Source organism: Acinetobacter calcoaceticus (assembly GCF_051947995.1).
Classification (GTDB): Bacteria; Pseudomonadota; Gammaproteobacteria; order Pseudomonadales; family Moraxellaceae; genus Acinetobacter.
In genome coordinates this window covers 197,917-218,959 of the sequence record NZ_JBLVVH010000006.1, presented here as the reverse complement: position 1 = coordinate 218,959, position 21,043 = coordinate 197,917, and the positions used below count along the sequence as shown (strand labels likewise).

Annotated in this window: 16 protein-coding genes; 8 read left to right on the top strand and 8 right to left on the bottom strand. The window is 43.1% G+C overall.

Annotation, left to right across the window (positions count from 1 at the left end):
• Window positions 1-13: 13 nt before the first annotated feature.
• Complete coding sequence (locus ACNQO6_RS13240) at window positions 14-2,782, bottom strand: M16 family metallopeptidase (protein ID WP_343581385.1); 2,769 nt, start codon at window positions 2,780-2,782, stop codon at window positions 14-16.
• Between the two features lie 144 nt (window positions 2,783-2,926).
• Entirely contained in the window at window positions 2,927-3,745 is an 819-nt protein-coding gene (locus ACNQO6_RS13235) for a PhzF family phenazine biosynthesis protein (protein WP_440209269.1), read from the bottom strand.
• A gap of 273 nt (window positions 3,746-4,018) precedes the next feature.
• Between ACNQO6_RS13235 and ACNQO6_RS13230 the strand changes: the two genes are divergently transcribed.
• A complete protein-coding gene (locus ACNQO6_RS13230) occupies window positions 4,019-4,630 on the top strand; it encodes a DJ-1/PfpI family protein (protein WP_440209268.1) in 612 nt (203 codons plus the stop codon).
• A gap of 181 nt (window positions 4,631-4,811) precedes the next feature.
• Here ACNQO6_RS13230 and ACNQO6_RS13225 read toward each other — a convergent pair whose 3' ends face one another.
• Complete coding sequence (locus ACNQO6_RS13225) at window positions 4,812-5,432, bottom strand: pentapeptide repeat-containing protein (protein ID WP_343581388.1); 621 nt, start codon at window positions 5,430-5,432, stop codon at window positions 4,812-4,814.
• 138 nt (window positions 5,433-5,570) lie between these two features.
• Window positions 5,571-6,827 (bottom strand): NADP-dependent isocitrate dehydrogenase, encoded by a 1,257-nt coding sequence (gene icd, locus ACNQO6_RS13220; protein WP_032870426.1) that lies wholly within the window; start codon window positions 6,825-6,827, stop codon window positions 5,571-5,573.
• A 193-nt stretch (window positions 6,828-7,020) separates the two neighbouring features.
• Between icd and ACNQO6_RS13215 the strand changes: the two genes are divergently transcribed.
• Window positions 7,021-7,824, top strand: coding sequence for an rRNA large subunit pseudouridine synthase E (locus tag ACNQO6_RS13215; RefSeq protein ID WP_440209267.1), 804 nt, complete (start codon window positions 7,021-7,023; stop codon window positions 7,822-7,824).
• Window positions 7,825-7,958: 134 nt separating this feature from the next.
• Here ACNQO6_RS13215 and ACNQO6_RS13210 read toward each other — a convergent pair whose 3' ends face one another.
• The 3 genes from ACNQO6_RS13210 to ACNQO6_RS13200 all read right to left on the bottom strand — a co-directional run bounded on the left by ACNQO6_RS13210 (window position 7,959) and on the right by ACNQO6_RS13200 (window position 12,564).
• Window positions 7,959-10,190, bottom strand: a complete 2,232-nt coding sequence (locus ACNQO6_RS13210) for an NADP-dependent isocitrate dehydrogenase (protein WP_005288190.1) — start codon at window positions 10,188-10,190, stop codon at window positions 7,959-7,961.
• Between the two features lie 327 nt (window positions 10,191-10,517).
• The gene (locus ACNQO6_RS13205; RefSeq protein WP_440209266.1) at window positions 10,518-11,885 is read right to left on the bottom strand and encodes a heavy metal sensor histidine kinase; all 1,368 of its coding nucleotides are present in this window, start codon (window positions 11,883-11,885) and stop codon (window positions 10,518-10,520) included.
• The gene (locus ACNQO6_RS13200) at window positions 11,878-12,564 is read right to left on the bottom strand and encodes a heavy metal response regulator transcription factor (RefSeq protein WP_005288198.1); all 687 of its coding nucleotides are present in this window, start codon (window positions 12,562-12,564) and stop codon (window positions 11,878-11,880) included. Before ACNQO6_RS13200 ends, ACNQO6_RS13205 begins: the two co-directional genes overlap by 8 nt.
• 150 nt (window positions 12,565-12,714) lie before the next feature.
• Here ACNQO6_RS13200 and ACNQO6_RS13195 point away from each other — a divergent pair, with 150 nt between their 5' ends.
• Window positions 12,715-13,407: an outer membrane protein gene (locus tag ACNQO6_RS13195; protein ID WP_440209265.1), complete on the top strand. Its 693-nt coding sequence runs from the start codon at window positions 12,715-12,717 to the stop codon at window positions 13,405-13,407.
• Window positions 13,408-13,522: 115 nt separating this feature from the next.
• Entirely contained in the window at window positions 13,523-13,924 is a 402-nt protein-coding gene (uraH, locus tag ACNQO6_RS13190) for a hydroxyisourate hydrolase (RefSeq protein ID WP_440209264.1), read from the top strand.
• A gap of 36 nt (window positions 13,925-13,960) precedes the next feature.
• On the opposite strand, the gene ACNQO6_RS13185 is transcribed toward uraH, so the two are convergent.
• Window positions 13,961-15,664 (bottom strand): M61 family metallopeptidase, encoded by a 1,704-nt coding sequence (locus ACNQO6_RS13185; protein ID WP_343579556.1) that lies wholly within the window; start codon window positions 15,662-15,664, stop codon window positions 13,961-13,963.
• 438 nt (window positions 15,665-16,102) lie between these two features.
• Here ACNQO6_RS13185 and ACNQO6_RS13180 point away from each other — a divergent pair, with 438 nt between their 5' ends.
• From ACNQO6_RS13180 to ACNQO6_RS13165, 4 genes are all read left to right on the top strand, one after another.
• Window positions 16,103-17,422 (top strand): D-alanyl-D-alanine carboxypeptidase PBP6B, encoded by a 1,320-nt coding sequence (locus tag ACNQO6_RS13180; RefSeq protein ID WP_440209263.1) that lies wholly within the window; start codon window positions 16,103-16,105, stop codon window positions 17,420-17,422.
• A gap of 93 nt (window positions 17,423-17,515) precedes the next feature.
• Window positions 17,516-18,802, top strand: a complete 1,287-nt coding sequence (locus tag ACNQO6_RS13175) for an NAD(P)/FAD-dependent oxidoreductase (protein ID WP_009511282.1) — start codon at window positions 17,516-17,518, stop codon at window positions 18,800-18,802.
• A 125-nt stretch (window positions 18,803-18,927) separates the two neighbouring features.
• Complete coding sequence (locus ACNQO6_RS13170) at window positions 18,928-19,410, top strand: FKBP-type peptidyl-prolyl cis-trans isomerase (RefSeq protein WP_343579558.1); 483 nt, start codon at window positions 18,928-18,930, stop codon at window positions 19,408-19,410.
• 120 nt (window positions 19,411-19,530) lie between these two features.
• Window positions 19,531-20,973, top strand: coding sequence for a cryptochrome/photolyase family protein (locus ACNQO6_RS13165; protein ID WP_440209262.1), 1,443 nt, complete (start codon window positions 19,531-19,533; stop codon window positions 20,971-20,973).
• Window positions 20,974-21,043 lie beyond the last annotated feature (70 nt).

Here is a 21,043-nt window from a genome sequence, read left to right as displayed (position 1 = left end):
TCTTTTTGATTGCTTATTTCAAGTTTTGAGGCTGACCATACTGATCCGCCATTACTTCGACGAACTGATCCAGCTTGATATATTTTTTGATGGCCGCATTCACATCATCTTTGCTTAATTTAGCAAGTTCCTGATCACGTTCAGCACGATCCAGCAAGGTCTTGTTGCGCTCTAACTGACCGGTCAACATGCCATGAATGTTACGCTCATCTTCCAAAGCCGTGACACGTTTTTTCATGATGTCTGCTTTGGCTGCTTCAACTTCCTGCTCTGTCACGCCTTTGCTTAACAGCTCATTCAAGACTTTATGCACCGATTGTGATACTTGCGCCGAACGTCCAGAGGTATAGTTCGCGGTAATACTTAAAGTACCATCATTGATATCTGGATCCAGATCTAAACCACTGCCAAAACCATAGACCAAGGCATTTTTCTCACGTAACTCTTGCGCCAGACGCGATGAAAGCTGCGAGTTCCCCAAAATATGGCTCAAGATAATTAACGCGGGTGCATCTGGATGATATGAACCGACTGGCAACGCTAACACGCTCTGGTAGCTACCGAATTCACGCTGTTCCGATAAAGCATGCACTTTCTGCGCTTTATACACCGTATATTGGCCTGTCACTTTGGTATACGGCTGTTTTGCTTTCCAAGAACCAAATGCCTTTTGTAAGGTCTTTTGCATTTTCTTGGCATCAAAATCTCCCGTCACCGCAATCTGTGCATGATCGGTCACAAAGAATTGATCATAGAATTGTTTCACTTGCGGTTGAGTCACCTCACTGATCTGTTTTTTCGCAAAATCAGGCTCAAAATGATAACGCAAATCGCCAGGTTGATAGATTTCCAGAATTTTAGACAAGGTCATCGAAGCCACAACCGCAGGTTCGGTATAAGGACGATCCAGTACCGATAAACTTTGATTTTTGGCAAGATCAAACTCTGTTTGTGAGAATTTTGGCTGCTTCAGCACATCCACAATAAAATTGAAGAAGTCTTCAAATTTGTCTTTTTTCGCCTGCACTACAATGGTAAAACCATTGCCATTCGAGCTTACAGATGCACCACCGCTAGCTGCAATCGCTTTATCGGTAATTTCTTGCAAAGTATGCTTTTCTGAACCACGCAACATCAGATAACTGGTTAAATCCAGTGTGACACCTTTACCAAATAATGCTTTTTCATCACCAAAATCCAGGCTAATGGTGGCATAGGTTTTATCGTCACGGGTTGCAGTCGGGAATAAAGCATAGCGAATGCCATTCTTCAACTCACCACGCTGGATCTTCTGCTCATTTTTCTGCAATTGCTGGGCAGACTGTGCCATAAACTGGGTCACTTCCTGCTTGTAAACATTCGGATCTTTTAACGGCTCAGGCTGCTCATCACTTTGATCCAAGGTTTTTGGTTTCTCTTCCGCCTTTAAAGTCATCGCTTTCTTCTGGTCCTCAGGAGTTGGCAAAATATCCCCTGAAATACGATGTGAAGAGGTTAAAAACGCTTTCAGTGTTTCATTTGTATCTTTTAACTTTAAGGCCTGAACGATTTTTAAGTCTTTGAAGTACTGGTCCCATTGTCCCTGAGAAGAGACCGCATAATCACTGAGACGTGAACCCAGTGCCACTGCATCATTGGCAATGCTATCCGCGGTATTCTGGGTAATATTCTTGATCCGCTGTAACTCGGCTTCGGTGAATGGCTGACTATTTTCCACGCCAGTTTTCAAGGCATCATCGACTTTTTTCGCATCATGGCTTGGTGCGTAAACAGCCCCCATAAACACCACATTAAAGTCCTGATCTAACCAGGTCGCAGATTGAACTGCGGTACTGATCCCGGTCTCAACCATATTTTTATATAAAGGCCCGCTCGGCTGCATGGTATAGAGAGAAGGTGCAAGTGCCAAGATCGGTTGTAATTCAGTATTTTTTCCATTCATATAAATATGGAATTTGGCCAGATCACTACCCTTTTTCACAGTAAATTGGCGTTGTTCAATCTTGCTGGCGTCGAGCACAGGCACTTTCACCTGAGCAGGTACCGCGCGTGCAGGGATTGGACTGAAATACTGATCAATCTTCTTCAGTACTTCGGTTTTATCAAATTTACCCGAAATGACCATGACCGCATTATTCGGTGCATACCAGGTTCTGTAGAACTGATTCAATTCATTGAGCTGAATCGACTTGAGCTCAGGTAAGTCACCAATCGGCAAACGCCCTAAATATTGATTGCCATACGCAGCTTTCCATACCTGATCCATTAAAACTGCAAAGGGCTGATCCATACGGATTTCGCGTTCACGTTTTACGATTTCAATTTCAGAGGGTACAAATTTTTCCTGCAACACCAATTTATCCATACGCTCGGATTCGAGATACAGGATTTCATTTAATGCATTTTTTTCAGGACGAACGATATTTAAGTATTTGGTCGCGTAATAATCGGTGCTGGCATTGGTCATCAAGGTATATTGATCCAGACGGCGCTGGAATTCTTCACCTTTCACATTTTGAGTGCCTTTAAAAGCCAGGTGTTCTAATAGATGTGCCAGGCCACCCTTACCTTTTGGATCATTCAGTGAACCCGTCAGGTAAACCGTATTGACATAGACTTTATTTTCTTTATCGTTTGGCGCAAGAATAACTCTGAAACCATTATCTAATTTATATTCTTCAATATTTTTTTCACTTTTTACGAGCACTGTCTGAGACCAAGACGTCGCACTCAACCCAATCAAACAAAGCGAGAGAGTAAGCTGCTTAAAGCGCATTAACATAATTTATCCAAGTATTTATGGTGATTTAAATCATACAGACAAGCTATGGTAGAGAATGATTCGCATTTTTAATAGTTACGTTTTGAAAAAAGCTGTTTATTTAAACAGCTTTTATCGTTGTTTTTGCACAATTTAAGCTAAAAATCAGATTGCCAGTTCAGCTTGCATATACAATTTTGCATAACCGGAAATTTCGATACGCTCATCAGGTTCAATCACACAGTCTAAAACGCCACCGCGTGCTGACGCCTGAAACGCCACCAGTTGTGTCTGATTAAGCTTCTCGGCCCACAGCGGCACAATCGCGGTATGAATCGAACCTGTGACAGGATCTTCATCAATGCCGATCGCAGGGGCAAAGTAACGAGAAACACAATCAAACTTGCCTTCGCCTCGAGCGGTAATTGCCACGTCAGGCTGTGAAGCGGTAATCGCTGTCCGGATTTTACCCAAGCGTTTTAATACTTCCAGATCAGGTTGCTCATCCAATACATCCTGTACCGTTTCATATTCAATAATATAAGCTTGAGGATTGCGATACACCGCTTTAAACGGTTTGGTAAGCCCTTCACGCAACTCTGACGGGTAGTCAGACACTTGCTCTGCTCTACGAATCGGGAAGTTCATTTTGATTTTACCATCCGCATCCTGACTCACGATAAAAATCCCCAGATCACGGACATGAAACTGAATTGTTGTGGCTTGCGTAAAATCCTTAAACAGTACAAAAGCACTGGCCAACGTGGCATGACCACAAAATGCCACTTCGTCCAAGGGAGAAAACCAGCGAATCTCGTAATTACGCTCATCAATTGTCTTTACAAAAGCAGTTTCGGAAAGATTATTTTCCATTGCAATATTCTGCATCAACTGCTGATCTAACCACTCATCAAGCACGATGACTGCTGCTGGATTTCCTTTAAATAATTCCTGGGTAAAAGCATCCACTTGATACATCTTCATGGCATAACGCTCGCTCTATTTTTCCATTATTTTGAACATCTGCCTGATAAATGATAGATACAGATTTTCCTAAATTTACGATACACCCTTTATTTTATCGTAATGCACTGCTAAATGATTAAAAAACAAACCAAAACTTAGTTGTGCTTGCTAACAGATCAGGTAAAAAGTCCAATGATTTAGCATAATTCAAAATAAGCCATACACAATATTCACAAATAAAAATTCGCAGCTCTTTATGGTATTACGCAGATGAAATAAGCGAGAAAACAAATGCGTATCCCTGTAAATGCTGTTGTATTTGAAGACTTTGAAACCCTCGATATTATGGGTCCTGTCGAATTATTCGGTTTACTGCAACAACATTACCAAGTGCAGTTTTATAGCCTGAATGGGGGTCTGATCTCCAACAAACATGGTGTCATACTGCAAACACAGCCATTTAAAGACATGACCGTCAATCAACACAGTATTTTGTTGGTTCCAGGGGGTATTGTCACTTTTGATTTAATCAACAATCAGCCACTTCTCGATCAATTAAAAATGCTTGCGCTGCACAGCGGACATGTACTCACCATTTGCACAGGGAGCTCTTTGCTGGCTGCTACAGGCGTGCTGGATGGTATCCAAGCGACCTCCAATAAAATGGCATTCGAATTTGTACAAAAACTCAATGACAAAGTCCGCTGGCAAGCTCAGGCACGCTGGGTGATTGATGGAAAATTCTATACCTCTTCTGGTGTAAGTGCGGGTATGGATATGACCCTCGCTTTTATTCGTGATACGCAAGGTGAAAAAATCGCGCAACTTTGTGCCGAAGAAGCTGAATATATCTGGAATTGTAATCCTGAAATTGATCTGTTCTGTAAAGTCAAAGCAGACTGATCCCCCTTGTTTATAACGACTTATACATGATCCCTTGCAGTCTCGAGAGTAGACAGCATGATTGGTAAGCGATTCATCCTTTTTTCGGCTTTATCTCTCAGAGAACAGCAATTTTATTCAATTTCCCAAAAAATGAGTGGCTCAAAACCACTCATTTTGAGCAAAAATCATTCAACAATCCTCAGTCAATTCGGACATCAAAACCTAAATTTTCTGCAATCATTAAAGTTTGATCAAGGTTAATAATGGCCTCTTTAATTTGAGTCTCTTTCGGATCTAATGCACTCAGATCACTGCCTCTTAAATCACACTCGCTCAAATTTGCACTGTGCAGCCATGCACCAGAGAGATCACATTCCCGAAGTGAACTCCCACGACAACGCGCCCCTGTCAAATCGGCCTCTCTTAACCGGGTTCTTAAAAATGAAGCTTTCTCTAAATCTGCGCCAGGCAATCCAACAAAAGCCCAGTCACTGTCTTCCACCCGCATATGATGAAACTGGCAATCACTGAACATGCTCCCCACAAACTTACAGTCAGTAAATTGACTGTCAAAGAAATTACAGAAGCTAAAGGTACAATTGATAAAAGCGCTACTTTGATGGACTGAACCATTGAATCGGGCCCGGCGAAAAGTACACTCATTAAACACTGCACCTGTACTGTGCGCCTCAGACATATCTAAATCGACAAATAAAGTACGCTCATATTTCTGGTTACTGAGCACTTGCTCATACCAATCTAAACTGGCAATGCTGTCTGTTGTTTTGGGTGCAGCTTCACCATATTTTCTTTCAGCCATGATGTTCAATTTTTTATTTTAGAATTGTCCAAAATATGCCATGTCTTTAGTTTTGTACATGCTTTTTTCATGACAACCTTATTTACTCCCTAAATAAAAAAGAGCAGAAAAAATCCGCCCTTTTAATGAAAAAAATCATCAATCTTGCATATGTTCGATAATGGCTTGTGCAAATTCCGAACAACGCAGCAAGGTTGCATTTGACATCAAACGTTCAAAATCATAGGTCACGGTTTTAGCAGAAATCGCGCCTGAAATACCAGTAATAATTAAATCCGCAGCCTCTGTCCAGCCCATATCCCGCAGCATCATTTCCGCAGACAGAATAATCGAACCCGGATTGACTTTATCCTGTCCTGCATATTTAGGTGCTGTACCATGCGTCGCCTCATACATGGCAATCGCACCGCCAATATTGGCACCCGGTGCAATGCCAATACCACCGACTTCAGCGGCAAGTGCATCAGAAATATAGTCACCATTCAAGTTTAGGGTCGCAATCACCGAGTAATCTGCCGGACGCATTAAAATTTGCTGTAAGAAAGCATCGGCAATTACATCTTTAATAATTATGTCTTTACCATTTTTGGGATTCTTGATTTTTACCCAAGGCCCCCCATCCAGCAGTTGTCCACCAAAACGTTCTATCGCCAGTTCATAGCCCCACTCTTTAAACGCACCTTCGGTGTATTTCATGATATTGCCTTTGTGGACCAAGGTCACAGACGGTTTATCATTATCAATCGCGAACTGTATCGCTTTACGCACCAGACGCTGTGAACCTTCTTTCGATACAGGTTTGATCCCGATACCACATTCCTTAGGAAAACGGATTTTAGTAACACCCATTTCTTCTTGCAGGAATTTAATTACTTTTTTCGCTTCTGGAGAATCTGCTGGCCATTCAATGCCTGCATAGATATCCTCCGAGTTTTCACGAAAAATCACCATATCGGTCAGTTCGGGATGCTTGACTGGCGAAGGGACACCTTCAAACCAGCGAACAGGCCGTACACAGACATATAAATCCAGTTCCTGACGTAATGCGACATTTAAAGAACGAATTCCACCGCCTACAGGTGTGGTTAACGGGCCTTTTATTGATATAATAAACTCGCGTAAAGCATCAAAAGTTTCTTCTGGCATGTAGCTGCCATAAATTTTGTCTGCTTTCTCACCGCAGTAGACTTCCATCCATTCGATCGAACGTTTGCCACCATAAGCTTTTAGCACGGCGGCATCTACTACTGCTTTCATTGCTGGTGTAATATCCACACCAATACCATCACCTTCAATAAAAGGAATGATCGGACGATTTGGAACATTCAGTGACAGGTCTGCATTTACTGTGATTTTGTCTCCGTCTGCAGGAACCACGATCTTCTGATAACCCATTTTGCAGGTTCTCCCTCATGTATTTAGCGATTATGTCGATGCCTTCTGTGGCAAGCTTTCGTTTTTTATTACATGAAACAGTTTAGTTCAAAACAGGTTTTTTTGAGATTTATACGGGAAATAACAACATTTTCCCATTAAATAAAAACCTTTATTGTTATGATGCCGCCCATAGCCAAAGCAGTATACAGATATGAAAATAGTCGTATTAAATAAACCTTATGACGTTTTGTCACAGTTTCGAGAGGACTCCGCTCATCTCACCCTCTCCCACTTTATCCATGATCCTGATTTACGTCTTGCGGGCCGACTTGACCTTGATTCAGAAGGACTGATGTTTCTGACCGATCACGGTGGTCTGAATCAATACATTACCAATCCGGCCAATAAGAAATTTAAAACCTATCTTGCGCAAGTCGATGGTGATGTGACTGAAGAAGCGTTGGAACAACTTCGTAAAGGTGTAGAACTGGCTGATGGTATGACGTTACCTGCCAAGGCACTGAAAGTAGATCAACCAGAATGGTTATGGGATCGTGATCCTCCTGTGCGTTACCGTGCCAATATTCCGACCAGCTGGATTGAACTGCAAATTTGTGAAGGCCGTAACCGTCAGGTGCGTCGTATGACTGCTGCGGTGGGTTTCCCGACGCTACGTTTGATCCGGACCAGAATCGGTGCAATCGATCTGATTCGTCTGGGCTTACAACCCGGTGAGCAAACTGAAATTGAACCGTTACTTTATCCTGATTTTAAAGACTTGCCTGAAGATAAACCGTATCGCTCTCGTTCTTATGTGAAAAAACCAGGTGGTACAGGTGGCAAGCCAATGCACCAGAAGAAAAAAGAAGCTGATAAAAAAGACGGCGACAAGAAAAAATCAGGCACCAAGCGTATCTGGCAAATGGATGAAAGCGAAAAGCCACGTCGCAAAACCAATGGTACGACGCGTCCAAACACCAAAGCACCGCGTGGTCGTAGCCGCAATGGTCGTTAGAATTTAGATGTTTTAAAGCCCACGATAGTGGGCTTTTTTTATGGGGATCATCTAAGTCATCATCCATAAAAAAAGCCGATGCTTTCGCATCGGCCTTTTTATACCACCAACAAAACTGTCAGTAATATTTAAACTTAAGCTGTTTCAAGTGCTGCATTCAATGTTGCGCTTGGACGCATGACTGCACTTACTTTTGCAGGATCAATAGCATAGTAACCACCGATATCAGCAGCTTGACCTTGTACTTGAGCAAGCTCGGCAACGATCTTCTCTTCGTTATCAGCAAGTGCTTTCGCAAGCGGCGCAAACTTCGCTTTTAATTCAGCATCTTCGTCTTGAGCAGCCAATGCTTGAGCCCAGTACAATGCCAAGTAGTAGTGACTACCACGGTTATCCAACTCACCAGTACGACGTGATGGAGACTTGTCGTTATCAAGCAGTTTACCTGTTGCCTGATCCAGTGTCTTGGCAAGCAATTTCGCGCGGTTATTGTCTTCTTTAAGACCAAGCTCTTCTAAAGAAACAGCCAACGCAAGGAACTCACCAAGAGAATCCCAACGTAAGTGGTTTTCTTCTACCAACTGCTGAACATGTTTCGGCGCTGAACCACCCGCACCTGTTTCATACATGCCGCCACCTGCCATTAACGGCACGATTGATAACATTTTCGCTGAAGTACCCAATTCCATGATCGGGAACAAGTCAGTTAAGTAATCACGTAAGATGTTACCAGTCACAGAAATCGTATCTAAACCACGTGCTACACGCTCAAGCGTATAACGCATTGCACGTACTTGTGACATGATCTGGATATCAAGACCTGTGGTGTCATGATCTTTCAGGTATTTTTCAACTTTCTTGATCAACTCATTTTCGTGTGGGCGGTACGGGTCTAACCAGAAGATTGCTGGCATGCCAGAGTTACGTGCACGTGTTACAGCAAGTTTCACCCAGTCACGAATCGGTGCATCTTTCACCTGACACATACGCCAGATGTCGCCCTCTTCCACATTCTGGCTCATCAACACTTCGCCCGTGTCTAGATCAGTAATATTGGCAACGCCTGCTTCTGAAATTTCGAAAGTCTTGTCATGTGAACCGTATTCTTCCGCTTTTTGCGCCATCAGACCAACGTTAGGTACAGTACCCATGGTACGTGGGTCGAAATTACCATTCCACTTACAGAAATTGATCATTTCCTGATAGATACGCGCGAAAGTTGATTCAGGCATCACTGCTTTACAGTCGTAAGGTTTGCCGTCAGCACCCCACATTTTACCGCCACCACGGATCATTGCAGGCATAGAAGCATCTACAATCACGTCATTTGGTGAATGGAAGTTGGTAATGCCTTTCGCAGAATCAACCATTGCAAGTGCAGGACGGTGTTCTTGGCAAGCATGTAAATCTTCGATAATTTCTTCACGCAGTGAAGTCGGTAAAGTTTCGATCTTCTCGTAAAGACCCGCCATACCGTTATTTACGTTGATGCCTAGCTCGTCAAATAATTTGCCGTGTTTTTCAAACGCATCTTTGTAGTAAATTTTCACACAGTGACCGAATACGATCGGGTGTGATACTTTCATCATGGTTGCTTTGACGTGTAACGAGAACAGGATGCCCGCTTCACGACAATCTTCAAGTTCTTTCTCATAGAAATCGCAAAGCGCTTTCTTGCTCATGAACATTGAATCGATGATTTCACCATCCTGAAGTGCAACTTTTGGCTTCAGTACAATCGTTTCACCAGACTTGGTGATGAGCTCCATTTTCACATTACGCGCACGGTCTAAAGTCATTGATTTTTCACCGTGGTAGAAGTCGCCTTCATCCATGTGAGAAACGTGAGTTTGTGACCATTGTTTCCACTCGCTCATTGAGTGCGGGTGTTTTTTCGCGTAGTTTTTCACAGCAGCAGGTGCACGGCGGTCAGAGTTACCTTCACGCAATACCGGGTTGACTGCCGAGCCCAGGCATTTGCCATAACGCGCCTTAAGTTCTTTCTCTTCTTCAGTTGCTGGATTTTCTGGATAATCAGGAATCGCATAGCCCTTCGACTGGAGCTCTTTGATACATGCGGTTAACTGAGCCACAGAAGCACTGATGTTTGGAAGTTTAATGATGTTTGTATCTGGGTCTTGCGTAAGACGACCTAACTCCGCAAGGTTGTTGTTTACCTTCTGTTCATCTTTAAGGTAATCTGAAAATTCTGCAAGTACACGTGCTGCAACTGAGATATCACTTTTCACAATCTCGATGCCAGCAGGCTTGGTAAAGGTCTCAATGATCGGTAGCAATGAATAGGTCGCCAATAACGGCGCCTCATCAGTCAGTGTATAAATGATTTTTGACTTTCCACCAGCCATATATAGCCCCTTGTGTTGGATTGAGTTATGGAAAACTGCGCTTGTGGCCCAGCTCCTAGAACCGATTTGCTTAAAACAAACTTGAGAGTATCAGCGTTCATAGCATACTAGTCAACGCCCTATCCCGTGATAACGACATTTCGCTAAAAAATACTACAATTATATATAATAGATACTGCAAGTTCATATAATTTGGGCCAACTGTTGCCTTTTCAACTACAAAAGCTTTATCTGGCAGAAAATGCCCAGCAAACTGATCATTTAGCAAACAAATAGGTATTGATAAATAAATGTGCCCTATTTTGTCAGAATTTCATGAAACTTAGGTTAAGGCTTTAGTGGTAATCGCAACCTAAATGTGACGCCTTCTGGCTGATTTTCAACTTCAGCACATCCACCATGTAACTGCATAATTGATCTGACGATAGCCAGCCCTAGCCCGCCGGTTTGTGCTCTGTTATGTCGACTCTCATCAATTTGATAAAAACGGTCAAAGAGATAAGGCAAATGTTTTTCATCAATCCAGATGTCATGCGTCACAATATCAATCACACAATCCGCCTGTTCCCTTTGTACCGTTAGGGTAATACGCCCCTGTTCTGCACCATAGACCACCGCGTTACTAATTAAATTGGCAATCGCACGCTGCATGAGAGCTTCATTCAGCATTAAATTCATTTCATCAGGTAGTTGAAGCGTCAAGCTCATCTGCCGTTCTTCGATCAGATAATCAAAATACTCCGTCACATCCCGAATCAATTGCACGATATCTACGCTGCTTTTCTCAAGCCCTGCTTCCGTATATTCGGAACGGGCAATAAATAACATGCTCTCAATCATTTTGGTCAGTCTTTCATACTCTTCCAAGTGCGAATACAGCAGATTTTCCAGTTCCTCTTTCTGACGCGGTTGCGACAGCAAAATTTGGGTTTGCCCCATCAAGTTATTGAGTGGCGTTCTTAATTCATGTGCAATATCTTCCGAAAACTGGGCCAGTTTTTGATAATCCTGCTGGATTTTATCCAGCATCTCATTCATGGCATGGCTGAGTTGTTGTACTTCGGTATTGGTGGTCTCGACCTGAATACGGTGATTGAGTTGTTGCACATTGATTTTACTGGTTGCTGCAATCAACTCCCGCATCGAACGGAACAGGTAATGCCCGACCATAAAACCTAATAAACTCGACAATAAAATGCCCAGCCCACTATAAAAGGCAATTTTCCAGAAATATTGATTCAGGGTTTGATTGACGGCATACCACTGTTGGCCTGCAATCAATTGATAATGCTGATCGCCATGTACAACCGATTGAAATGCAAGCCGTGTGGTGGGCTGTTCAGGACTATTGTTCGTAAACTGGATTTTAGCGGAATAGTTTAAATGAGGGAGGTTGACGTTTAACGGATTGATCCGGATCAGGTCCTTACCCGCCTCTTTAACGATAAAGATACTGTCCTCATGTCCAACCATATTTTCATACAGCTTGGGATATTTCCCCAAAATCTGCACGGTATAGGCATCGGTCAAAAACACTTCCATGCGTTTAATCCGTGCCGCAAGCGCTTTGTCCTGCTGGATATACACCATTTCACGAAAACTTTGATAAGACAATGTGCCAATACTGATAAAAACCACGCATGAAATCAGACTAAACGCAATTCTCAGACGCGAAGCCAAAGATAATCTATTCATCGTCATGGTCTTCTTTTAAATCGATTTTATAGCCCATTCCTCTGACCGTATAAATCAGCTTGGGAGAAAAATGGTCATCAATCTTTGCGCGTAGACGACGTATCGCGACATCAACCACATTGGTGTCAGTATCAAAGTTGATATTCCAGACCATAGAGGCAATTTGTGTTCGTGTGAGCACCTCACCGCGATGCTGTAGCAATAATTGCAACAGCACAAACTCTTTGGCGGTTAAATCGATTTTGCTCTCTGCACGATGCACTTCCCGACTTAAACGGTTCAAGCTAAGATTGGCAATGCTATAAATTTCTTGTTCAACCTTGGGAACACGACGTAATAAACTTTTGATGCGTGCCAATAATTCGATATATGAAAACGGCTTAACCAGATAGTCATCCGCCCCCAGTTCCAGACCTTTGACCCGATCCATGACCTGATCTTTCGCCGTAAGCATGAGCACAGGGATTTTTGAAAAGGTCCGTAGGGTCTGCAACACTTGCCAGCCATCCAGTTTCGGCAACATCACATCCAGAATTAATAAATCAAATGCTTCTTCTTGCAAGCGTGACAAAGCGGCCATACCATCTTTTGCAATCGCACTGGTATAGCCTGATTCATTTAATCCTTTTGCCAGAAACTGCGCAATCTTGGATTCATCTTCAACAATTAAAATATGCATCCCACATCTTAACCTTTTTTATTCAGCGCAAAGATTACAAATCGGTAATCCAATTGTCATCATGGCCCGATGCATTTTTTCCTAGCATGTACTGAGGAAATAAAGATTTTTATTGCCAAACACGTCTTCATGAATTTTGGAAAATTGTATATGGACAAGCAATTTATACGTTTCACTTTGGGTTCTGTATTGTTGATGACCGCATCATTCAGCTATGCGCAAGATACAGCGCTTTCTGGCTATTATCTCTCTGCAAAAGTCGCGGCAGCCCAACTCAAAGCGGACAATATGGAAACCAGCTTACGCCCCGGGATTGGCAAATTTGTCGCAGGTGACGATCAAAAAGATTTAACCAATGCATCACTGGGATTCGGTTATGACTTTGGCAATGGCTGGCGTACTGAAGGAGAATATACCTTTAAAAATGATGCAGAATTTACCAGCGGTTCAACTCACTTTCCAAGCAGTCTCAACCATCATAAAGTCGAGACACAGCGCCTGATGCTGAATGCTTATCGTGATTTTGAAGTCATGCAGAATGTCGCTGTATATGGCAATCTGGGATTAGGGGTTGCCCGAACGGAATCTTCAGGCTGGCAAGGTAATGCCTCTCGCCAATATCTTTCCAATACCGAAACCCAACTGGTGTATAGCATAGGTGCGGGTGCAAGTTATCAAGCAATTGACAACCTTAAGCTGGACTTGGGCTACCGTTATGTCGACTTGGGCAAAGCTGATAGCGGTCTGAATAACTTCACCAATGCACGTAACTTGCAAGATGAACAGATGAAAGCCCATCTTTATTCAAGTGAGTTCTATCTCGGTGCCAGATACGCATTCTAAAGTTTAAAGGCACTGATCAGCAGTGCTGTTTTGCGTTTATACCGCATGTATTACCTTCATAAAAACTGACGGCAATACATACCAAAACATTGATTAATCAAGGTGGAATATTGCGATGTATAAAAATCTATTCGCCATCGCTGCTCTCTCGGCTTCAAGCAGCTTGTACGCAGCGACAAACCCATTGAGTGTGCATGTACTCAACCAGCAGAATGGTCTACCTGCTGCTGATGTCACCGTTATGCTCGAAGCCCAACAAAAAAACCAGTGGATCGAAATCAATCAGGCCAAAACTGATCAGAATGGACGAATTACTGCGCTTTATCCGGCACAGCAACAGTTAAAGTCGGGTATTTATAAAGTGACGTTTAAAACAGGTGACTGGTATAAAGCACAACAGCAAAGCAGTTTTTTTCCTGAAATTCCGGTTATTTTTGAAGTTGACGGCAGTTTACCGCACTATCACATTCCATTACTGCTCAGCCCTTACGGGTATTCGACTTATCGGGGCAGCTAATAAAAAGGACGCTAGTCGCGTCCTTTTTATCGAGTCTTAGCCCTTCAACCAGCGATCAACTTTTTGCTGGTCTTCAACTTTTAATTCAACCGTGGTCAATTCACTTTCACCCGCTTGCAGTTCAACTTGCAAAAGCTCATCACGACGGAAGGCATGGACCGTAAATGTGCCTTGTTGTTTCGCATACTTGGCTAAAAGCTTCTCGGAAGCCTTAACTCCATCAATGGCAAGGATCACATCATTGGCAGACAAACCTGCTTGAGCAGCTGCGCTATCACGACGCACTTGCTGTACCACCACGCCTTCCGCTTTATCTACCCCTTTCAGGCCAAAAGCCAAAGCCTTGTCATGTTTAAGCGTGTAACTCAATCCAAACTCGGGGAACAACTGATCCAGTGGTAATTCATCGGTGGTATTGATCAAGTGATTGATTTGCTCAATCCAGTTATCGCCTGTCAGCTCATGACATAATTCAAAAATGGTGCGTTCATTGACCTGAATACCCTGTTGGGTATTTTCGTATAAACGGCGCATTAAGGCATCCAGATTCGAACCACGCAAACGTAAGCCCAAATCTAGACAAAGTGCCACTAAACTGCCTTTGTTATAGTAACTGGTGCCTGCATTATTTGAGTTTTCATCCTGACGATAGAACTTGATCCACGCATCAAAACTCGACTCTGAAACCGATTGAATAAAGCGACCCGGATTCTGCAAATAACGATCCAGCTGTGCTTTTAACAGATCTAGATAAGACTGCTGCGAAATCACACCGCTACGCAATAAAATCAGGTCATCATAATAAGAGGTAAAGCCCTCAAAGATCCACAATAAGCTGGTATAGCCCTCTTTATGTAGATCATAATGGGCAAAGTTTTCCGGGCGAATAAATTTAACTAACCATGAATGGAAATACTCATGGCTACATAAACCCAAGAAACGTTGATAATCCTTAGAAGGTTCTTCGGCTTCATCTGCTTTTGGTAAATCGTCGCGCGGTGTAATCAAGCTGGTGCTATTACAATGTTCCAGACCACCATAACTATTGCCGGTTGCCATGGTCATAAAGGTATAGTTCTGGAAGGGCGCCGAACCGAACATGTTGATTTCAGTTTGACAGATCTTTTGAATATCCGCCTCTAAACGGCCCATATTGGTCGTGTGTTTCCCCGAAATCACAAACTCATGTGGAATCCCGTTCGCTTCAAAGCTGAAACGGCTCTGCTCTGCCAGTTCAAATGGACTATCAATCAATTGATCATAATTGTCTGCTTTTAAGGTGAAACGCCCTTTGACCAGACTCTTGCTTGATAACCCCGTTGCAAGCTGGAAATGTTTTAATTCATCTGGTAGGAAAATTTCAACTTCACAAGCTGCCTGTTCCTGATCTTGCAGGCCCAAACAGACACAGGCCGGATTAACGTACAAACGGCTCTGATCGACATAGGCCCCACGCACAGATAGATCATAGGCATAAACATCATATTCAACCGTAATCAGTTCATGATCGGTATTGAATAAACGCCAGCGATTTTTCTCGGTTTTTTTAATATTCAGTAAACGCCCAGCTTCATCAGAGGCTTTCACCGACTCAATATGCTTGGAAAACTCCCGAATCAGATAGCTGCCAGGGATCCAGGTCGGTAACCACAACTCCTGATTAGGATTGGCAAGAAAACGTAGGGTGACATGAATCAGGTGTTGGCGATAATCGTCGAACTCAATTTGATAGTGCAACATAATTTCTAATCATGAAAATAGGAACGGTTTCACACAGCTTAGCATTTTTTTACAAAGTCATGCGCAGATGTCGTAATTGTCAGCAAAAGTTTAGGGGGCTATTGTCACTTTATCTATGGTTGCGACAGTGGGCGTTTTTTAGGTGATACAAGGCATGCCTTGAGAAATTTAGTCGTTCTAAATGAACAAGGCATAACGCAGTAGCGACAAAAAATGCCCCTGTCCCAAAGGGTTGTAGCTAAAAATCCCTCATACTTCGTTATGAAACTTGATAAGGGAGAAGCCATTCCCTGCGTTTCATGCCTCGTCTGATGAATTTTTAGCCTACAACGCAATTCATATATAAAATGTCAATAGCCCCTAGATTCTTCAACAAAAAAGTCATAGCATTCTCCTCTCACATTTAAGGCCACTGGATCGGCAATACAAGGTATGCACGTGAAATTTCTCCTCTCTCTCTTTACGTTGTTCAGTCTCATCTGTGCAAATCTCGCCCATGCAAACTTGCTTAACATTGCACCTGGAACAGTTGAGGCTGAAGCATGGTCCATCATCGATGCCCAGTCTGGACAAATCATTGCTGAACACAACAGCCATGTTCAGCGCGCCCCAGCTTCACTCACCAAAATGATGGTGGCTTATATCGCGTTAAAAGATATTGAAGCAGGTAAATTACGTAAAGAAGACGTTCTGACTGCAACACCTGTGGTCAGTACGGTGATGTGGGATGAATCACAAATGTATCTCAAAGCAGGTGAACAGATTTCTGTTGATCAGCTTTTAGCAGGTCTGATCGTGATGTCTGCCAATGATGCTGCGGTAACGCTTGCTGAAAAAATTTCTGGCAGCGTGCCACAATTCGTCGCGCGGATGAATCAGGAAGCCCAGGCATTGGGCATGAAGGATACCCATTTCAGCAATCCAGCTGGGATCACCATGACCGATCATTATTCAACAGCAGCTGATCTCAGCCTGTTAGCCAAGGCCATTGTGAAAGAAACGCCTGAATATCTGTATTATTCTAAAATGCCGAGCTTTAGCTACAATCAACGTTTCCACCATGCCACTAACCTTGCCCTGAAAATGGACCCTACCTCAGATGGTCTTAAAACAGGTTATACCAAAGCGGCAGGTTATAACCTTGCCCTGACAGCAGAACGTCCAACATTTAATCCACATGTTGATAAACGTCGTCTGATCGTGGTGGTACTGGGAACGCCAAGTGCCGTCAAACGCGCGGAAGTAGCACATAAGTTAATGAACCTGGCCTATACCTATACCCGTGATGAGGAAGTGATTCCAAAACAAAAACTGATTGCAGAATTGCCTGTGATTAAATCGACCTTGAAAATGTTTAAGGTCGAAACGCAGCAACCGACCATCGTCACCACATCGTTATACGGTCAGGCAACACCTATCGACTTAAATACTTTTGATCTACTCACCCAACGCATTCATTTAACCGATGCCAATCAGCAAGTGACGACGGTTGAACCATTACAAACCACCAATACCCGCATCAATATTGAACTGAATGAACAGCATTTGACTGCACCTTTGACGCAAGCCATGAATCTGGCGACGGTTTCGATTTACCAGAACAACCAGTTGATTCGCAGCTTACAGATTGAAAATGATGTGCAGATTGAAGAAGCCAATATTTTTCAGAAAATTATGCTCTGGTTCTCTAACCTGTTTTCATTCTTTTCGACCAGCGATAGCAAAACTGCCAAACTTTATCCTTTAAACCAAGGATAAAAAACCAACTTTTTTTATCAAGATTAAACATACATTATTGAAAAAAGGATGGCATAATCCAGCCATCCTTTCACAAAAATAATTAGGTTAATCATGAGCAAAACCTTACATCATATCGTGATTGTGGGCGGTGGCGCAGGTGGTTTGGAACTTGCGACACAGTTAGGTGAACGTTTTGGCAGACGAGAGAAAGCCAGAATTACCCTAGTCGATCAAAATCTCACACACATATGGAAACCGCTCCTCCACGAAATTGCAGCCGGCTCGCTAAACCCTCACGAAGAACAAACCAATTATTTTGCCCATGCAGAAAAACATCATTTTGAGTTCGTGCTCGGCACACTTGTTGATGTGAATAAAGATCAAAAACAAATTACCCTTTCTCCCCCGCAGCTTTCTAAAGAACATACGCCGCAGATTCAAACCCTCAGCTACGACACGCTAGTCTTGGCAGTCGGTTCTGTATCCAATGACTTTGGTACCGAAGGTGTACGTGAACACTGTCATTTTCTGGATAGCCGTCAACAAGCCGATATTTTCCAGCAGGATTTATTTCACCTCTATATCGAGGCGCAAAATCAGTCAAATGAGCGTGCCTTGAATATTGGCATCGTCGGTGCGGGTGCAACGGGAGTGGAACTGGCGGCAGAACTGATTGAAACCACCAAGAACTTCTATCGCTATGGATTAAAGAAAATTAATCCGAAGCAAGTCAAAATTACCCTCATTGAAGCCTCTGACCGTATCTTGCCTGCCCTGAATGAAAAAACGGCAGCGCATAGTGCCAAGCAGCTCAAGAAAATGGGGATTGAGATTCTGACTCAGCATAAAGTCCAGAAAGTCGAAGAAACCCAGGTCTATTTCAGTAATGGTAATGTCATTCACTCCGATATTACGGTGTGGGCCGCAGGTGTTAAAGCGCCGAAAGTTCTCGAGTCATTGACTGATTTTAAACGGGACAAGATCAATCGTCTGATGGTGTACGCCACCCTGCAAACCTATTCTGATCCGAATGTATTTGCTTTTGGCGACTGTGCAAATTGTCAATTAGATGCACGCCAGCCGCCGTTAGGCCCGCGTGCACAGGTAGCGAGTCAACAAGCAACCTTTCTGGTCGATGCAATGGCCGCACGTTTATCCGGTTCTCCACAACCAATGTTTACCTTTAATGACAAAGGTTCACTGGTTTCACTGAGTCGTAATCAGGCGGTAGGAGAATTGTTAGGCGATGTGAGCGTACAAGGCTTCATTGCCAAAACCATGTATGTTTCACTTTATCGGATGCATCAGGCCAATATTCATGGTTATACCCAAGCAGGCATGCTGACCATGAAAGATTTCCTGACGCGTCGTGTCCGTCCAAAAATTAAACTGTATTGAGTTGAAATTTGATATTTCGTCTCAATATTTAACTAAATCGTTTCAAAAAGTGGAAAATAGTCAACAAAAGCTGTTTTTCACTTTATGATATACAGTTAAAACTATTGATGACATGGATTTAAAACATGACTGCTATTGCAAATAACCACGTGGTTTCATTCCACTACACTTTAACAAACGCTGAGGGTGAAACACTTGATCAATCTCAAGGTGAACCACTTGCATATTTGCACGGCGCGGGCAACATCATTCCTGGTTTAGAAAATGCACTTACAGGTAAAACTGTAGGCGAAAAATTCACTGTAAACGTTCCAGCTGCTGAAGGTTATGGCGAATATAACCCTGAACTTGTTCAAGAAGTTCCGGCGCAAATGTTCCAAGGCGTGGACAACATCCAGCCTGGTATGCAATTCCAAGCACAAACTGATGACGGCGTTCAAATCGTAACTGTTAAAGCGATTGAAGGCGACAACGTGATTGTTGATGCGAACTTCCCACTTGCTGGTCAAGACCTTACTTTCGAAGTAGAAATCGTTGAAATCCGTGATGCTTCTCAAGAAGAATTAGATCACGGTCACGTTCACGGTGCAGGTGGTCACCACCACTAATTCATTTTTTGAATTAGATGAAAAAAGCAAAGCTCCGGCTTTGCTTTTTTATTGCACCTACTTTTATAAAATCGAAAAATCGCTTATGGTCATGTCAATTTCTTAACAACACACAGAACGATGTCGACTGCTTATCAACTGATCTGGTTTCGCCAAGACTTGAGAATTCAGGACCATGCCGCACTCTGGCATGCGACTCAGGCTGGCCGTACCATCGCGGTCGTGATTTTATCGCCTGAACAGTGGCAATTACACGATGATGCCCCGATTAAAATTGACTTTTATCTCAGACAACTCCAAAGCTTAAAAGAAGAACTTGCAAGTCTGAATATACCAGTGCTGGTTCAGCGCATTTCGCTCTGGAAAGATGTGCCAGAATATTTTGCAACGCTCATACAACAACTACCGATTCAACATGTATATGCCAATATTGAACTGGGTATAAATGAATTAAAACGCGATCAGGCTGTACAGAAACTTTTAAATCAGCAAGACAAGGAATTGATGTTTTTTCATGATCGTACCCTGTTCCCTGTTGGCTCGATCCGTAACCAGTCCAATCTGCCCTATCAGGTATTTGGTGCATTTAAAAAGACCTGTTATCAGCGTTTACAGCCTGCTCTACCCCAATGTTATCCAACCCCTGCGCCCCAACAAGCGATAACCGATTTAAAGCTGATCTCATCAACCGATATCAAGACACTACAACTTGAATATCAAAAACATATCCAGCACTCCCATGATCACGAATGGCAGGTCGGCGAAGCCTATGCCTTGCAACAACTTGATCAGTTTATTGAGGGACAGCTCAGTGACTACAAAATTGCACGCGATTTCCCTGCACGCGCGGGTACCAGTCAGCTTTCGGCTTATTTAAATATCGGTATCATTTCGATACGCCAGTGTCTGCAAGCCCTGTTCAGAGCACAGCAGGGCCATTTTGATCTTCAGTCCGATGCCCAGCAAAGCTGGCTGGATGAACTGTTATGGCGGGAATTTTATCAACATATCCTGTTTGATTTTCCCCGTGTCTCACGGCATTTGCCCTTTAAGCAATCAACACAGAATATCCCTTGGCGCGACGACCCAGTCGCTTTACAACAATGGCAGCAAGGCCGAACCGGCATTCCGATCGTTGATGCGGGTATGCGACAAATGCTGGCAACGGGCTGGATGCACAATCGGGTACGGATGATCTGCGCGATGTTCCTCAGCAAAAATCTGCTGATTGACTGGCGTAAAGGTGAGCAATGGTTTATGCAGCATCTGGTTGATGGTGATCTGGCAGCCAACAATGGTGGATGGCAGTGGTGTGCTTCGACCGGCACCGATTCAGTGCCTTATTTCCGTATCTTCAACCCGATTAGCCAATCACAAAAGTTCGATCCTGAGGGTGAATATATTCGGAAATGGGTTCCTGAGCTGGCCCAACTTGATAAAAAAATCATTCATGAACCTTATGCTAAAAATCGCGCTATAACGCTCGATTATCCGCGTCCAATGGTCGATTTAAAGCTCAGTCGTGCCCGGGCAATTGAGCTATTCAAAGCGCATTTATCTTAGTTACATAAAATAAAATTTATATAAAATACAAAGCTTTTCATTAAACATCCAGACAGAATATACTGTATGT

Excerpts from the sequence above, each read along its gene's own strand:
- ACNQO6_RS13240 (WP_343581385.1), bottom strand. The coding sequence starts at position 2,782 with ATGTTAATGCGCTTTAAGCAGCTTACTCTCTCGCTTTGTTTGATTGGG.
- ACNQO6_RS13235 (WP_440209269.1), bottom strand. The coding sequence starts at position 3,745 with ATGAAGATGTATCAAGTGGATGCTTTTACCCAGGAATTATTTAAAGGA.
- ACNQO6_RS13230 (WP_440209268.1), top strand. The coding sequence starts at position 4,019 with ATGCGTATCCCTGTAAATGCTGTTGTATTTGAAGACTTTGAAACCCTC.
- ACNQO6_RS13225 (WP_343581388.1), bottom strand. The coding sequence starts at position 5,432 with ATGGCTGAAAGAAAATATGGTGAAGCTGCACCCAAAACAACAGACAGC.
- icd (WP_032870426.1), bottom strand. The coding sequence starts at position 6,827 with ATGGGTTATCAGAAGATCGTGGTTCCTGCAGACGGAGACAAAATCACA.
- ACNQO6_RS13215 (WP_440209267.1), top strand. The coding sequence starts at position 7,021 with ATGAAAATAGTCGTATTAAATAAACCTTATGACGTTTTGTCACAGTTT.
- ACNQO6_RS13210 (WP_005288190.1), bottom strand. The coding sequence starts at position 10,190 with ATGGCTGGTGGAAAGTCAAAAATCATTTATACACTGACTGATGAGGCG.
- ACNQO6_RS13205 (WP_440209266.1), bottom strand. The coding sequence starts at position 11,885 with ATGAATAGATTATCTTTGGCTTCGCGTCTGAGAATTGCGTTTAGTCTG.
- ACNQO6_RS13200 (WP_005288198.1), bottom strand. The coding sequence starts at position 12,564 with ATGCATATTTTAATTGTTGAAGATGAATCCAAGATTGCGCAGTTTCTG.
- ACNQO6_RS13195 (WP_440209265.1), top strand. The coding sequence starts at position 12,715 with ATGGACAAGCAATTTATACGTTTCACTTTGGGTTCTGTATTGTTGATG.
- uraH (WP_440209264.1), top strand. The coding sequence starts at position 13,523 with ATGTATAAAAATCTATTCGCCATCGCTGCTCTCTCGGCTTCAAGCAGC.
- ACNQO6_RS13185 (WP_343579556.1), bottom strand. The coding sequence starts at position 15,664 with ATGTTGCACTATCAAATTGAGTTCGACGATTATCGCCAACACCTGATT.
- ACNQO6_RS13175 (WP_009511282.1), top strand. The coding sequence starts at position 17,516 with ATGAGCAAAACCTTACATCATATCGTGATTGTGGGCGGTGGCGCAGGT.
- ACNQO6_RS13170 (WP_343579558.1), top strand. The coding sequence starts at position 18,928 with ATGACTGCTATTGCAAATAACCACGTGGTTTCATTCCACTACACTTTA.
- ACNQO6_RS13165 (WP_440209262.1), top strand. The coding sequence starts at position 19,531 with ATGTCGACTGCTTATCAACTGATCTGGTTTCGCCAAGACTTGAGAATT.